This is a genomic window from Stenotrophomonas maltophilia, assembly GCF_002799155.1.
GTDB classification, from domain to species: Bacteria; Pseudomonadota; Gammaproteobacteria; order Xanthomonadales; family Xanthomonadaceae; genus Stenotrophomonas; species Stenotrophomonas maltophilia_R.
This window is the reverse complement of record NZ_NERD01000002.1, coordinates 4,281,242-4,296,181: the sequence shown is the minus strand read 5'-3', so window position 1 is coordinate 4,296,181 and position 14,940 is coordinate 4,281,242. Positions and strand designations below refer to the sequence as shown.

At 69.8% G+C, this 14,940-nt stretch carries 9 protein-coding genes; 6 read left to right on the top strand and 3 right to left on the bottom strand.

Features of this window, described 5'->3' with window-relative positions:
• Nucleotides 1-229: 229 nt before the first annotated feature.
• From B9Y82_RS20460 to B9Y82_RS20435, 6 genes are all read left to right on the top strand, one after another.
• Nucleotides 230-685: a MarR family winged helix-turn-helix transcriptional regulator gene (locus tag B9Y82_RS20460; protein WP_087924082.1), complete on the top strand. Its 456-nt coding sequence runs from the start codon at nucleotides 230-232 to the stop codon at nucleotides 683-685.
• A gap of 109 nt (nucleotides 686-794) precedes the next feature.
• Nucleotides 795-1,004 (top strand): DUF1656 domain-containing protein, encoded by a 210-nt coding sequence (locus tag B9Y82_RS20455; protein ID WP_010487502.1) that lies wholly within the window; start codon nucleotides 795-797, stop codon nucleotides 1,002-1,004.
• On the top strand, nucleotides 1,001-1,918 hold the full coding sequence (locus B9Y82_RS20450; protein WP_162292092.1) for an efflux RND transporter periplasmic adaptor subunit: 918 nt from the start codon (nucleotides 1,001-1,003) through the stop codon (nucleotides 1,916-1,918). Before B9Y82_RS20455 ends, B9Y82_RS20450 begins: the two co-directional genes overlap by 4 nt.
• Complete coding sequence (locus B9Y82_RS20445) at nucleotides 1,915-3,375, top strand: efflux transporter outer membrane subunit (RefSeq protein ID WP_100475134.1); 1,461 nt, start codon at nucleotides 1,915-1,917, stop codon at nucleotides 3,373-3,375. Before B9Y82_RS20450 ends, B9Y82_RS20445 begins: the two co-directional genes overlap by 4 nt.
• Before the next feature lie 3 nt (nucleotides 3,376-3,378).
• Nucleotides 3,379-5,418, top strand: a complete 2,040-nt coding sequence (locus B9Y82_RS20440; protein WP_100475133.1) for an FUSC family protein — start codon at nucleotides 3,379-3,381, stop codon at nucleotides 5,416-5,418.
• Between the two features lie 94 nt (nucleotides 5,419-5,512).
• The gene (locus B9Y82_RS20435; RefSeq protein WP_100475132.1) at nucleotides 5,513-5,911 is read left to right on the top strand and encodes a hypothetical protein; all 399 of its coding nucleotides are present in this window, start codon (nucleotides 5,513-5,515) and stop codon (nucleotides 5,909-5,911) included.
• A 106-nt stretch (nucleotides 5,912-6,017) separates the two neighbouring features.
• Here B9Y82_RS20435 and recD read toward each other — a convergent pair whose 3' ends face one another.
• From recD to recC, 3 genes are read right to left on the bottom strand one after another with little or no spacing between them, the layout of a single operon-like run.
• Entirely contained in the window at nucleotides 6,018-7,898 is a 1,881-nt protein-coding gene (gene recD / locus B9Y82_RS20430) for an exodeoxyribonuclease V subunit alpha (protein WP_100475131.1), read from the bottom strand.
• Nucleotides 7,895-11,575 carry an exodeoxyribonuclease V subunit beta gene (recB, locus tag B9Y82_RS20425; RefSeq protein WP_100475130.1) on the bottom strand — a complete coding sequence of 1,227 codons (3,681 nt, stop codon included), beginning with the start codon at nucleotides 11,573-11,575 and terminating at the stop codon, nucleotides 7,895-7,897. Before recB ends, recD begins: the two co-directional genes overlap by 4 nt.
• Nucleotides 11,572-14,919, bottom strand: coding sequence for an exodeoxyribonuclease V subunit gamma (gene recC / locus B9Y82_RS20420; RefSeq protein WP_100475129.1), 3,348 nt, complete (start codon nucleotides 14,917-14,919; stop codon nucleotides 11,572-11,574). Before recC ends, recB begins: the two co-directional genes overlap by 4 nt.
• Nucleotides 14,920-14,940 lie beyond the last annotated feature (21 nt).

Sequence of the window (14,940 nt, the reverse complement as noted above, 5' to 3'; positions counted from 1 at the left end):
CGGGCGGGATGGGCAGGACGCCCAACGCCGGTCTTGCCGTGTGCGCAGGACGCGCACACGAGCAAGCCGCGGCCGAGCCCCCAAGGATGGGTTCACGGCGTGTCCTGCACGTCCGGCCCCCGCCGCCCCACCCGACACCAGGCAGGCGCAACGCTTTCCTCACTACACCCTACCCATTCAGAAAAAACCATTGATAGGAATGAAATTAGTAGTATCCTATCTATCTCTTATGGACCGACCCCTCGACGAGCGCACCGTGCTGCAGATGCAGCTCAGCTCCGGCCTGCTGTACGCAGGGCGGCAGTGGCAGCGCCTGGCCGACAGCCGGCTCGGCAGCTACGGCATCTCCACCGCCTGCACCATGCCGCTGCTGATGATCGGCCGCTCCGGTGGTGGCATCCGCCAGGTCGCGCTGGCCCAGCAACTGGGCATGGAGGGGCCTTCGCTGGTGCGCCTGCTGGACAAGCTGTGCGCCAGCGGCCTGGTCCGCCGCGAGAGCGACGCCAGCGACCGCCGCGCCAACCTGCTGTGGCTGACCGACGCGGGACACGCGCTGGTCAGCGAGCTGGAAGACCAGTTGATCGGCCTGCGCCAGGATGTGTTCGGCGAGCTTTCCATGGATGAACTGCACGCCGTGCTGAAGGCATGGCGCCTGCTGGCCGAGGCTGCCGACCGCATCACGTAAGACCGCTGCCCCCGAATACCGCCGCTGCCGTGCACACGCCAGCGGCTTTTGCCCGTTGCTGTTGTTTTGTTGTTCCTCCCCTCCCCCCACATCGCCCCCGCCCCTACCGATGCCCGGTGAATTCAGTCTCCACGGAGTGTTCGTCCCGACCCTGCTCGGGTTGATGCTGCTGGCCTACCTGGTCAACAGCGGCCTGCACGCGCTGCTGCAGCGTGCCGGCGCCTATCGCCATGTATGGCACCCGGCGCTGTTCAACCTGGCGCTGTACGGAATCGTGCTGGGCCTGCTGTTCCACCTCCTGCGTTGGATGCAATCGTGAACAAGATCGTGAAGAAGACCCTGCCGGTGCTGCTCACCAGCGCAGCCGTGATCGTCGCCCTGCTGGTACTGCGCCAGCTATGGGTCTATTACATGGATGAGCCGTGGACCCGCGATGCTCATGTCGGCGCCGACGTGGTGCAGGTGGCGCCGGACGTGTCCGGGCTGGTGGAAACGGTGAGCGTGGCCGACAACCAGGCGGTGAAGAAGGGCGACCTGCTGTTCGTGGTCGACCGCGCCCGCTACCGCATTGCGCTGGAGCAGGCCCGCGCCAGCCTGGGCGAGCGCCAGGCCTCGGTGGCGCAGCTGCGCCGCGAGATCGGCCGTGACCGCAGCCTGCAGGACCTGGTTGCCGCCGAGGACGCCGAAGTGCGCCGCGCCAAGCTGCAGGCCGCACAGGCTGCGCTGGCCACCGCACAGGCCGCGGTCGACCTGGCCGAGCTCAACCTGGGCCGCACCGAGGTGCGCGCACCGGCCGATGGCCGGGTCAATGACCGCACCATGCGGGTGGGCGACTACGTGGTGGCCGGCAAGCCGGTGCTGGCGCTGCTGGATACCGGCTCGTTCCGCATTGATGGCTACTTCGAGGAAACCCGCCTGCGCGGCGTGGCGCCGGGGCAGCGCGTGGACATCCGCCTGATGGGCGAATCGACCCCGCTGCGCGGCCATGTGGAGAGCATCGCCGCCGGTATCGAGGACCGCTACCGCAGCAATGGCAGCACCCTGCTGCCGAACGTGACCCCGGCCTTCGACTGGGTGCGGCTGGCGCAGCGCATCCCGGTGCGCATCGCCATCGACGAGGTGCCCAAGGGCGTCGAGCTGATCGCCGGGCGCACCGCCACGGTGACCGTGGACACCGCCCAGCACCCGCACAACGACAAGGCCGGCACCGCGCCGACACAGGCGGGCCTGTGAACGCCGCCCTGCCCCGTCTCGGCCTGATCGTCGCGCTGGCCAGCCTGGCCGCGTGCAGGACCGTCGGCCCGGACTACGCCTTGCCGGAAGGCTCGGCGTTCAAGCGCCCGCAGGCCAATGCGGCCTTCATCGATACGCAGAACCCGCAGGTGGCCGCCAACCAGGCGCTGCCCGACCGCTGGTGGTCGCTGTACAACGACCCGGTGCTGGACGGCCTGATCACCCAGGCGTTGCGTGACAACGTGGAACTGAAGGCCGCCGATGCACACCTGCGTCGTGCGGCGGCGGTGTACGAGCAGGCGCTGGACGCCGGTGGCTTCGAGTACGAGGCCGAGGCCGGCGTCAGCCGCGCGCAGCTGTCGGCCGAATCGTTCCTGCAGGAGCACGAGCTGCCGGTGATCAACCTGGCCGATGGCAAGTTCGCGGTCAGCTACCAGTTCGACCTGTTCGGCAAGCTCAAGCGCGGCGCCGAAGCGGCGCGTGCCGACGAGCAGTCGGTTGCCGCTGCACGTGACCTGGCCCAGGTCAGCGTGGTCGCGCAGGTGGCCGACAGCTACCTGGAAATCTGCCACGCCAACCACGAGCTGCACGTGGCCGAGCATTCCCTGCAGTTGCAGCAGCGCAGCCGCACGGTCACCCAGCGCCTGATCGCGGCTGGCCGTGGCACCCCGCCGGAGCTGGCCCGCGCCAATGCCCAGGTGGCGCTGCTGGAAGCCGCACTGCCGCCGCTGCGCGCGCAGCGTTCGGCGGCCGCCTATTCGCTGGCCGCCCTGCTCGGGCAAACCCCGGGCCAGCTGCCGGCCGGGGTGATCGACTGTGCGGCTGCGCCCAGCCTGGCGCAGCCGCTGCCGGTCGGTGATGGCCGCGCACTGCTGCAGCGCCGCCCGGACGTGCGCCAGGCCGAGCGCAAGCTGGCCTCGGCCACGGCGCGGATTGGTGTCGCCACCGCCGAGCTGTACCCGGACATCCGGCTGGGTGCCTCGCTCGGTGCCGCCGGCCTGCTCGAAGACTTCGGCACGCCGATGACCCAACAGTGGTCGATCGGCCCGCTGATCTCGTGGACGCTGCCGTCGTCGGGCACGCATGCGCGCATACACGCCGCCGAAGCCGGTGCCGATGCGGCCCTGGCCGAGTTCGACCACACCGTGCTGCAGGCGCTGCGTGAGACCCAGACCGCGCTGGACCGCTACGCGCAGGACCTGCGCCGGCTGCAGTCGCTGCGCACTGCGCAGGAACAGGCCGCGCTGGCCGCCGGGCAGAACCGCCGGCTGTACCAGGGCGGCCGCACGCCGTACCTGTCCAGCCTGGATGCCGACCGCAGCCTGGCCAGCAGCGATGCCACCCTGGCCGCCGCCGAAGCGCAGGTCTCGCGCGACCAGATCCACCTGTTCCTGGTGCTGGGTGGTGGCTGGCAGGCCAGCGCCGCCGCGCCCAACGCCTCGACCGCAGCGAAGTAAGCCATGAACGCGCTCAGCGACCGCCAGGCCTGGCTGTTCTCGATCAAGACCTACCTGGCCGCGGTGGCCGCGCTGTACATCGCCATGGCCGGCAACCTGTCGCGCCCGTACTGGGCGATGGGCACGGTGTACATCGTCAGCCAGCCGCTGCTGGGCCCGACCCGCGCCAAGGGTGTGTACCGCATCGTCGGCACCCTGGTGGCCGGCCTGGCCACCCTGCTGGTGCTGCCGGCGCTGGTGGAGACGCCGCTGGTACTGAGCGCGGCCATGTCGATCTGGCTGGCCGGCTGCCTGTTCATGGCCCTGCTCAACCGCGGACCGCGTGGCTACGCGTTCCTGCTGGCCGGCTATACCACCGCCTTCATCGGCTTCCCGGCGGTGACCTCGCCGGAAACCATCTTCGACACGGTGGTGGCGCGCAGCGAGGAGATCATCCTCGGCACGGTGGTGGCGGTGCTGTTCGCCTCGCTGCTGTTCCCGGCCTCGGTACGCCCGATGCTGCGCGCGCGCATCGGCAACTGGATGGAGGACGCCGCACAGTGGTGCCGGCAGATCCTTGAACGTGGCCGCGCGCATGCGCCACGCAACCGGCTGGCCGCCGATCTGGTGCAGTTCGAGGCGCTGATCGAGTTCCTGCGCCGCGATGATCCACGCCACGCCGGTTCGGCGGTGTCGATGGAGCGCCTGCGCGAGCGCATGCTGCTGCTGTTGCCGGTGCTGTCGTCGATTGCCGACCGCCTGAGTGCGCTGCGCGGCGATGGCCAGGCTCTGCCGGAAGGACTGCCGGCACTGGTCGACGATATCCATGACTGGCTGGACGGGCCGACCAACGCCAGCGAGTACGCCCGCCTGCGCGCGCGCATCAGCGCACTGAAGCCGCAGGTGGACCGCGACCTGCAGCACCTGCAGCTGGCCAGCCTGCTGCTGCGCCTGGAGGAACTGGTGGACCTGTGGCAGGACTGCCGCACCCTGCAGCACGCAATCGACCACGGCACCGCGCCGCTGGACCGCGCGCACTACCGCATCCGCACCGAACGCGCGGCCGCCGACAAGCACGTCGACTACGGCATGGCGCTGTTCTCCTCGCTCAGTGCCGGCGTGGCGCTGATGAGCTACTGCGTGCTGTGGATCGCGCTGGGCTGGGAAGGTGGTGGCAACGGCGCGATGATGGCTGCGGTGACTGCCGCATTCTTCGCCGCACAGGATGACCCGGCACCGAGCATGGTGTCGTTCCTGGTGTGGGCGATGGTCGCCTCGGTGGTGGCCGGCGTGTACCTGTTCGGTGTGTTCCCGGCCGTGCACGATTTCGGCCTGCTGGCACTGGTGCTGGCGGTGGCGTTCCTGCCGCTGGGGCTGATGCTGCACCATCCGAAGAGCGCGCTGTTCGCACTGCCGCTGACGGTGAATCTGGCGGCGCTGCTGAGCCTGCAGAACACCTACAGCGCCAACATCCAGACCTTCCTCAATTCGTCGATCGCAATGTTCATCGGCATTGGCTTTGCGGTGGTGATGACCCGCCTGTTCCGTTCGGTCGGTGCCGAGTGGACCGCACGCCGCCTGGTGCGGCAGGGCTGGACCACGCTGGCCGAGGCCGCCGAAGGACGTGGCCAACAGGACCGCCAGCGCTTCGCCGCGCGCATGCTCGACCTGCTGGGCCTGCTCGCACCGCGCCTGGCAGCGACGCCGGAGGGCAGCGACATCGCGTCGGTGGACATGCTCAACGAGGCGCGCATTGGACTGAACATCCTGCAGCTGCGCCGCGCCCGGCTGGAACTGCCCGAGCGCAGCCGCGAAGCGGTCGAGCACATTCTTGAGGAGATCGCCGGGCATTACCGCCGGCAGATCGCCGCGCGCAAGCCGATCGTGGCGGCCGAGGCGCTGCGCGAGCGCCTGGATACCTCGCTGGGCCGGGTCGGCAGCGTGGCCGCCTGCAAGGCCCGCGATGAAGCACTGATGGGCCTGATCGGCCTGCGCTTCGCGCTGTTCCCCGAAGCAAAGGCATTGGCGCCAGGGTGGGCGATGAGTGCGGCCGCACAGCCGTAGCGCGATACCCTGTGCGTCCACAGACTCCGCGCAGGGGTCAGAGCCCTCTCCTGCGGAGAGGGATCCGACCCTGGCGCTGCAACAGGACGGTTCAATGAGTTACGACATGATGGTGTTCGAGGCCGGTGTGGCCCCGCGCGAGGCGGCGGCCTTCATCGCCTGGTTCGAGAAGCAGACGCAGTGGAACGAGCGCCACGAGTACGACGACCCGGCAGTCAGCAGTCCGGCACTGCAGGCGTGGTTCGCGGAGATGGCGCAGGAATTCCCGCCGTTGAACGGCCCATTGAGCAACGACGACGACGAACGTGCCGAGGTGACCGAATACAGCATCGGTAGTCAGGTGATCTACGGTGCGTTCGCGTACTCGGTGGCCGAGCGTGCGCACGGCCGCGTGCAGGACCTGGCCGAAAAGCACGGCGTGGGCTTCTTCGACGTGAGCGCCGATGAAGCCGCGATCGTATTCCCCGATGGGCTGGTGTTGATCGCTGAATGACGCAGGGTCGGACCCTTCCGGAAGGGATGGCTCTGACCCGGAGCATGCGTGCCTCGGCGACGGGGGTCAGAGCCCGTTCCCGTTGGGAACGGGATCCGACCCCGTGTCAGAACAGCGAGCCCTGCACCGTAGGCTGTTCGATGCGCGTCGGTGCTTCGGCCGCCGCTTCCGCGCCCAACCGCCAGGCCAGGCCACCGAGGCGGCTGGCGTGGCGCTTCAGGGCGGCCTGCAGCACGTCAGCGCCGCCCGCCACGTGCAGGACCTGGCGAGCGCGGGTCATGCCGGTGTAGACCAGTTCGCGCGACAGCACGCGGCTGTCCTGGCGTGGCAACTGCAACCACACCTCGTCGAATTCCGATCCCTGTGCCTTGTGCACGGTCATCGCGAAGGCACTTTCGTGCGCAGGCAGTGCGGCCGGATGGAACGCGCGCGGCTGGTCGACGTTGTCGCCTGGGAACCAGGCCACCATCGCGCCGCTGCCATCACGCAGGCAGATGCCGATATCGCCATTGAACAGGCGGTGCCGGTAGCTGTTCTCGGTGACCAGCAGCAGGCGGCCCTGGAAGTAGCCGGGGGTGTTGCCGGCCAGCAGCTGTTCGATGCGGCTGTTGAGCCCGCGCGCGCCCTGCGGGCCTTCGCGCAGGGCGGTCAGCACGCGCAGGCGTCCGGCCTGCTGCAGGGCCCGTACCGGATCGGCGGCGTCGGCCAGTGCGCGCCAGTGGCCCAGCAGGTGCTCGCGCTGGCCGCGCAGCGGATCGGCTTCGCCTTCGTGGAAATGCACGCCGGCCAGGTCACCACTGCGCAGCAGCTGCAGCACGGTGCTGCTGTCGCCCTCGCGCACGGCATGCGCCAAGGGGGCCAGGTCCAGCGCATCGCTCTGCCGGTAGCCGCGCTGCAGCTGCACGCGGCGCCCGGCGAAGGCGCGTGGCGCGGCCTGCGGCAGCAAGGTGCACGGCGCCAGCAGGCCGTGCAGCGCCTGCGCATCGTCGGCGCGGGTGCCGATGCCATCGCCACTGGCACGCAGGATCGCGCTGAGCACGTCGCCGGCCTCGACCGACGGCAGCTGATCGGGGTCGCCGAGCAGGATCAGCCGGGTGCCGCTGGCGATCGCATCGACCAGCTTGGCCATCATCGGCAGATCGATCATCGAGGCTTCGTCGACCACCACCACGTCCACCGGCAGCGGATTGTCGGCGTGGTGGCGGAAGCGCGGTGAATCGGGAATAACGCCGAGCAGGCGATGCAGGGTGGTGCCGGTACTGGGCAGCGCCGTGCACAGCGCCGGGTCCAGTCCTTGTTCCTGCAGGCGCTGCACGGCCACGCGCAGGCTCTCGGCCATGCGTTCGGCGGCGCGACCGGTAGGCGCGGCCAGCGCCACTTCGGGCAGCGGCTGGCCGGCGTGCCGGGCCTGCGCGGCCAGCAGCAGCAACAGGCGCGCGATGGTGGTGGTCTTGCCGGTGCCGGGGCCGCCGGTGACCAGTGCCAGCGGATGGCGCAGGGTCACGCCGGCGGCGCGTGCCTGGTGATCTTCGCCGCCCAGTGCCTGCGGGAACAGCTGCGCGAACAACGGCGCCAACGCTGCCATGTCCGGCGCCGGCAGCGGATGCCGGCCGATGCGCTGCAGCCCAGCCGCCAGCTGGCGCTCGTACTCGCGATAGCGGCGCAGGTAGAGCAGGCCGTTCTCCAGCACCAGCGGCGCATCGTCGGCGATGGCATCGGCCTGCTCCGGCGTCGCCACCCACGGCGATGCGCGCAGCTGTGCCAGCCAGTCCTGCGCGGCAGGCCACTCAGACACGCCTTCCAGCAACCGCTGCGGTTGTGCCGGATCAAACCCGGCGTGGCCCTGCGACACCGCCAGCGAAGCGAGCGCAGCCGCCAGTGCCACGCTGTCAGGGGTGTCCTGCCGCAAGCGTTGCAGGCTGGTCGCCAGTGCGTGATCGAGAGTGCGCAGCTGGCCGTTGCGATACAGCTCCTGCAGCAGGCTCATGCGCTGGCTCCGCGGGCACGTGCGGCCAGTTCGGCCTGGGCCTGCTCTCCACCGGCGAACAATGCGTCGAGTGCATCAACCAGCGCCAGCGGGAAACGGTCCACATGCACGCCGTTGCCGGCAGCGTCCAGGCCGCGGCAGAACAGGTAGCGGATGCCGCCCATGTCGCGTTCGTAGTCGTAGGCCGCGCCCAGGCGGAAACGCAGCCAGCGATGCAGGGCCACGGTATAGATCAGCGCCTGCAGGTCGTACTCGCTGTGGCGCATGGCAATGGCCAGCAGGTCCGGGCTGTAGCCGGGCAGGCGGTTGGATTTGTAGTCGAGCACGTACCAGCGCCCGTCGCGCACGTAGGTCAGGTCGATCATGCCGGTCATCAGCCCTTCCAGGCGGCGGCGCTGGCCGAAGCCGCGGCGCGTGCTGGAAACCCCATGTGCATGCAGCACCTGCAGCAGCGCCGGTACCGTGGTCGGTTCGATGGCGAAGTGGAAGTCGATTTCCGCGCGACGCTCGCCTTCACCCAGGCTGTGCAGCGCGCCGCCTTCGGGCAGCGGCACGGTCAGCGTGTGGCCGACCAGCGGCACCAGCACCGCCACGCCATCGTCCAGATCGGCATCGGCATAGCCTTCGTCGTGCAGCGCCTTGCGCAGCACCTCGGCCTGGCCCTCAGGGGCTTCCAGACCCGGCTTCCAGTCACTCCAGGCAGCGAAATCGACGTTCTCCATCGCTTCGTGCAGCACGTTGCCGAAGCGACTACCCATGAAGCGCGGGTCGACCGGTGTGCTCTCCTCGGCCGCCGCAGCGGGTTCCGGCAGCGCCGGCTCCAGCGGCAGTTCCGGGCCCGCGGGTTCGTCGGCGGCGGGCGCCGGCAGCTCGGTGGCGGCGGCCTCGATATCACTGCCGGCGCCCGCATCGGCATGCGCCAGCTGGGTGAAGCTGTACACCCACCAATCGTGCGGTACGCGCCGGGTCAGGGCACGCACTGCCGGAAGATCCCCTTCCACTTCGGCCGCCAGCTGCGGCAGCGCGACCGGAGCCTCGCTGTCATCGATGTGCACATCGGCGTGCGCGCGCAGCGCCTGCAGGTCACCCAGCAGCGGCGCCAGGCGGGTCTTGCCGAGCCCGGCCAGGTCACCCACGGCGATCCACAGCGCATGCTCGGCGCGGGTCAGGCCGACATACAGCAGGCGCGCATCCTCGGCGCGCTGCTCGCGCTCGCGCTGGGTACTTGCCGCAGCCCACGCATCGTCCTTGTCCAGCTTCCAGTGCAGCTGGCGCTGGCCACCGACGTGCACGGTGCAGTGCGAGGCCGTGTTCGGTGCGCCGCCGTCGATGCCGACGAACGGCAGGAACACCAGCGGGTACTCCAGGCCCTTGCTCTTGTGCAGCGTGATGATCTGCACGCGGCGTGCATCCGATTCCAGGCGCAGCAGCTGCTGCTCATCATCCTGGTCGGCGTTGGCCATCTGCCCCTGCAGCCAGTCCAGCAGGCCGTGCATGCCCAGCGCCTGCGCCGAGGCTTCCTGCAGCAGTTCGCCCAGCTGCAGGTAGTTGGTCAGGCGGCGCTCGCCGTCGATCAGCGCCAGCAGGCGCTCGCCCTGTGCGGCGCAGACATCGGCGATCACCGCGAACGGCCCGCCGCGCTGCCAGCGCTCGCGCCAATGCAGCAGCTGTGCCTGGAACCCGCGTTGCAGGTCGCCCTCACGTTCCATCGCGGCGATCGCACTGGCACGTTGACCGAGCAGTACCGTGGCCAGCGCTGCACGCAGGCGGCCTTCGTCAGCCGGCTGCAGCAGTGCCAGCAGCAGCGCGCGCAGATCACGCGCCTCGCTGGTCGCGAACAGGCTCTGCCTGCCGGCTGCCACCGCGGGAATGCCGACCGCGGCCAGCGCGCGCTGTATCAGGGTGGCCTCGCGATGCGAGCGCACCAGTACCGCGATATCACCCGGCTGCACGGGGCGCCCACGCAGCACGGCCTTGCCGGTCCTCGCATCGACCAGGGTCTGGTGGATCGCGGCCACGCTGGCCTGGGTAGCGGCTTCGCGCGAGGCGTCGGCGCTCATCGCCTTGTCACCCCCGCTACGCAGCACGCGCAGGGTGAGTGCCGCGGCGGCATGGCCATCGCGCTGGTAGTCCTCATCGGTGCGCACGCCACCGGGACGCACCGGCTCGAACTGGATGTCACGCTCGAGGAAGGCGTCTTCGCCACCGTTGTCGTACAGCGCCTGCAATGCACGCAGCACAGCCGGTCGCGAGCGGAAGTTCTGGTCCAGCACCGGCGCCTGCTGCGCCAGCTGCTTGGCCTTCAGGTAGGTGTGGATGTCGCCGCCACGGAACCCATAGATCGCCTGCTTGGGATCGCCGATCAGGAACAGCGCCGGTACCAGGCCGAGTTCGCGTACCTCCGGCGAATCGCCGAACACGCTGTGGAAGATGCCCCACTGGCGGTCGTCGGTATCCTGGAACTCGTCGACCAGCGCGATGCGGTACTGCGCGCGCAGCTGCTTCACCAGTGCCAGCCGCTGCGGGCCTTCCAGGGCCAGTGCCACGCCATCGATCAGGTCGTCGTAGGTCTGCACCCGGCGCGTGCGCTTCAGTGCCTGCAGGCGCTGCGTGGCTTCGTCGCGCAGGCGGTGCAGGAAGTTCAGTGCGGTGCCGCGCAACCAGGCATCACGTTCGGCGAGCAACGCTACATAGCGCGCCAGCGGCGCCTGCAACGGCGACGACGGCGTGCGATCGGCAAATTTCTTGTTGGTCTTGTCGGCCAGCACCTCCGGCAGCAGTGCCGGCAGGCGCTCGCTGGCCAGCAACTCGCGCGGATCGGCGCGCTCGGCCCAGCCCAGCAGCTGCCGGCCCAGCGGGTGCAGCCAGCCCAGCTTGTAGGACACCCCGTTGATCCACTTGTTGTCGACGGCATCGCAGAGGTCGATGAAGAACTGCTCGCCGTGCTCGCGCAGCGCCTCCTGCAGTTCGGCGGCGGTGGCCTGCAATGCCGGGTGTGGATCGGCCAGCGTCACTGGCTGTGGCAACGGGTGCAGTGGTGGCGCAGCCAGCAGCGCACGCAGATCGGCGGCCAGCGCATCCGGGTTGGGCCACAGCCAGGTCAGCGGTTCCAGCGTGGCCGCGTCGTTGGCGTTCACCCGCCAGAGATCGGCTGCCAGCTCCTCCAGCAGCTCACGGTCGCTGGCCAGCAGCTCCGGCGGGTCGAAGGTATGGCCGCTCTCCAGCGCATGCTCGCGCAGCACGCGGGTACAGAAACCGTGGATGGTGAAGATCGAAGCCAGGTCGATCTCGTCGGCCGCCACCTGCAGGCGGCGTTTCAAGGCGTCGGCGCTCTCGATGCCGCCGTGCAGATGGCGCTGCAGCACGTCGCGGGTCAATTGCACGTCCGGTGCTTCACCCTCGGCCGGTTCCAGATCGACCAGGCGTGCGGCCAGCGCCAGGCGCTCGCGGATGCGCTTGCGCAGTTCCTGGGTGGCGGCATCGGTGAAGGTCACCGCCAGGATCTGGCCTATGCGCAGGCCCTGCTCCACCACCAGGCGGGTGAACAGCGTGGCCAGGGTGAAGGTCTTGCCGGTACCGGCGCTGGCCTCGATCAGCCGGATGCCATCCAGCGCCAGGGCCAGGTAGGGATCGCCCGCCATGCGCTGGGTTTCCTCATCCGCGAAGGCGGTGCTCATGCGCTGCCCTCCAGGCCGGCGTCGGCACCCAGCGTGCGGCCTTCGCGCACCGCGCTGAAGACCACCTGGCTGTTGCGCAGCAGGTCGGCATAGCCGGCGTCGGTGGCGAACGGGTCGGCACCGCGCAGCACCAGCTGCCAGGCGTCGCTGCTGGATTCCCCCCAGCTGCGGTCGCTGCCGTGCCACTGCTTCCAGCCTTCGCTGCGCTGTTTTTCCGCCGGCGCGTTGTACAGCACCCAGCCGGTATACGGGGCAAAGCGCAGCGGCTCACGCAGGCCACGTTGGCGCAGCTGCAGCAGTGCGCGCAGCGCGGCGCGTGCAGCGGGAACGCTCAGTGCCGGCAGCACATGCGGGCCGGGACCGGCATCGCCGCCATCGTGGAACTGCACCAGCGGCAACGCATCGCCGGCAGCGTTGGCCAGCAGCCAGTCCAGGCCCTGGCGGATCACCGCATTGCCATTGAGGGTGCCAGCGCGCAGGCGCACGAGGCCTTCGGGATGACGATCAGCCACGCGGCCGTGCAGGCGCACGCCATCGATCTCCACTTCATAGCGGCGGCTTTCCAGCGGTTCGCCCTGCATCCAGCCCAGCAATGCGCTGGCATACGGGCGGGTCTTCACTTGCTCCACCTCGAACTGGCGTTCGCCCAGAGGGCCCGACGGCAGCAGCCCGCGCGCGCGCAGCCGCGGATACAACGACTCGGTATCGCCACTGAGCGTGGCGCGCACCACCGCCGCCTGCACGCTGCGCTTTTCCGGGCCGCGCGAAGAGAGCACCAGCGGCTCCAGGTCATCGACCTCCTCGACATCGTCGGCCAGGCGCAGGCCCAGCGACTGCGCCAGGAACTGCCCGGCCGGGTCGCACAGGAAGCGGCGCAGGGTATCGAGTGCGACCTCGTCTTCCACCGCATCGTCGAGCGGCGGCGGCAACGGTGCGTCGAACCAGGGCTGCAGGCCGCCACGCTCGCCGGTAAGGCGACCGGCGGCCGGATGCCACTGGCGGCGATAGCTGAAGCGGCGTGGATCGCCATCACCGAACGCCGCCGGCGAGAACGGCTGCAGTGCGTGGCGCACGGTGAAGTCACGGACCGCCGCAGTCGGATCAAGGTGATACGCAGCGGCGGCATCGATCAGCTCACTGACCAGCACCGACGGCTCACGCACGCTGCCATCGCGCGGATCGGCACCGAGATAGCTCAGGTAGAACACCTCCTGCGCGGCGGCGAACAGCTGCAGGAACAGGAAGCGGTCGTCTTCGCGGGTGGAGCGGTCGCCCGGTCGGCGGCGCGGCGTGTCCAGCTCGGCAGTGAGCTGGTTGAGACCGGCAGCCGGGTCACGGCGCGGGAAATCGCCATCATTGAGACCGAGCACGCAGATCACCCGGAACGGCAGCAGGCGCATCGGCACCATGCGGCCGAAGCTGATGCCACCGGTCAGCAGCGGCGCGCGCGTATCGGCCTCGCCCAGTGCGCTGGCGAAGTGCGCGCGCACGACCTCCGGCGGCACGCCGTCTTCGAAACCGGCCTTGGCGGCATCGTCGGCGAACTGGTTGAGCAGCTTGCGCAGGCGCTCCAGCGCACGCTGGCTGTTGGGCGAACTGGGCGCGGTCGGCAGCAGCGCGTCCAGCAGCGACAGCAGGCGTTGCCGCCACTGCGCCGGCGTCAGCAGTTCGCCGAGGCGGCGCTGGTAGACCGCCAGCACGCGCAACAGGCGCAGCAGCCGGTCCAGCGCCTCCAATGCGCCACCCTCCAGCTCGATCCACGGTGCGACACCGGCCAGGTCGGCCTCGCTGCCGGTCGCGTGACCGAGCACCAGGCGGTCCAGCGCGAACTGCCAGGTGTAGGCGTCGTCGGCCGGTGCCTGGTGCTGGTTGCGGTGCTTCGCATCCAGGCCCCAACGTGCACCCGCCTGCTGCAGCCAGCCATGCAGGCGGTCGAAGTCCACCGCCTCCAACCCGGCCGCTTCGGCCAGCGGCGCGCTGGCCAGCAGGTCCAGCACTTCATTCAGGCCAAAGCGCGAAACGGGCAGGCCCAGCAGGTGCACGAACACATCGGCCAGCGGCTCGCCCGCCAGCGGACTGCTGTCGGCCAGCGCATAGGGAATGTGCTCCTCCTCGCCGCCGCGACCGCCGAACACCGCTTCCAGGTACGGCACGTAGGGGTCGATGTCCGGCGCCAGCACCGCGATCTCGCGCGCCTGCAACGGCGGATCGAAGCGTGGGTCCTGCAGCAGGCTGCGCAGCTGGTCGTGCAGGACCTGCAGCTCGCGCAGGCGGGTATGGCAGGCATGCACCTGCAGGCTCGGGTCGTCGCGGCGCAGGCCGTCTCGCAGCTGCCCCGAAGGCAGCGCGCGGCGGTGGAACAGATCGCGCTGCAGGCGATGCAGCAGGCTGTCGGACAGGCCGCCTTCGTCCAGGGTCGGCCGGGTGTCGTCTTCCGGATCCGAATACGCTGCAATTTCGCCTGCCGGGTGCACCACCTCGTAACTACCCAGCACCGCCATGAAGTCGCGCCCGGCCGCACCCCAGGCTTCGAGCAGGCGGTTCTCACCGGCCGCTTCACCGAAGGGATCGGGCGCGCCGCTGCGCAGGCGCTCGGCCAGGGTCTGCAGGTCGCCCCAGTACGACTGCACCGGCGTGGGCATATAGAAGTGCAGCTCGCCCACCCGTGCCTGGGTGGCCATCACCCGCAGCACGTCGGGCGAGATGTTGAGCGTCGCGAACGCGGACATGCGCGGCGGCAGGCCCTGTGGCAACGGCTGGCCGGCACCTTCGAAGCGGTCCAGATATTCCTGGATACGGCGCGCACGGTAGTCGCAGCCATGGGTGATCGTGCGCCACAGGATCGCCTGCGGGTCGGCCGGATCGGCGCCGGCGGCCCATCGCAGCAGCCAGTCACGGCGCCAGGCCTGGTACTTCTCGAACACCGAGGCCAGTTCACCGGCCAGCGCCCACGGCTTCAGCGCGTCGCTGCCGGCAAGATAGGACTGCAGCGCGCGCATCGGAGGCTGCGCCAGCAGCGCCGGGTCGCGCAGTGCCCGGTACAGCTTCCAGTGCAGGCCCGCAGCGTCCAGGTCATCGCGTTCCCCCGGAACATTGGCGTTGAGGGCACGGGCGACAAACTCACCCGGGGTCAGGAACTCAAGATTGGCGGCCACGCCATACTCGGCAGCGAGTGTCGCTTGCAGCCAACGCCGCATCGCCACCTGCGGGATCAGCACAACCTCCGGCGCCAGCAATGGCTGGCCCGGAACCGGCGCACGCATGTTGCGCGCCAGCAGCGCGGCCAGCACGTCCAGGGAGTTGGAATGGTAGAGGCGGAAATCGCTGCCCGGGTCACTCATCATGCACAGTGTGCAGCACGGCAG

What these genes read in the sequence shown, in the direction of transcription:
- B9Y82_RS20460 (WP_087924082.1), top strand. Translation starts at nt 230, where the DNA reads ATGGACCGACCCCTCGACGAGCGCACCGTGCTGCAGATGCAGCTCAGC.
- B9Y82_RS20455 (WP_010487502.1), top strand. Translation starts at nt 795, where the DNA reads ATGCCCGGTGAATTCAGTCTCCACGGAGTGTTCGTCCCGACCCTGCTC.
- B9Y82_RS20440 (WP_100475133.1), top strand. Translation starts at nt 3,379, where the DNA reads ATGAACGCGCTCAGCGACCGCCAGGCCTGGCTGTTCTCGATCAAGACC.
- B9Y82_RS20435 (WP_100475132.1), top strand. Translation starts at nt 5,513, where the DNA reads ATGAGTTACGACATGATGGTGTTCGAGGCCGGTGTGGCCCCGCGCGAG.
- recD (WP_100475131.1), bottom strand. Translation starts at nt 7,898, where the DNA reads ATGAGCCTGCTGCAGGAGCTGTATCGCAACGGCCAGCTGCGCACTCTC.
- recB (WP_100475130.1), bottom strand. Translation starts at nt 11,575, where the DNA reads ATGAGCACCGCCTTCGCGGATGAGGAAACCCAGCGCATGGCGGGCGAT.
- recC (WP_100475129.1), bottom strand. Translation starts at nt 14,919, where the DNA reads ATGATGAGTGACCCGGGCAGCGATTTCCGCCTCTACCATTCCAACTCC.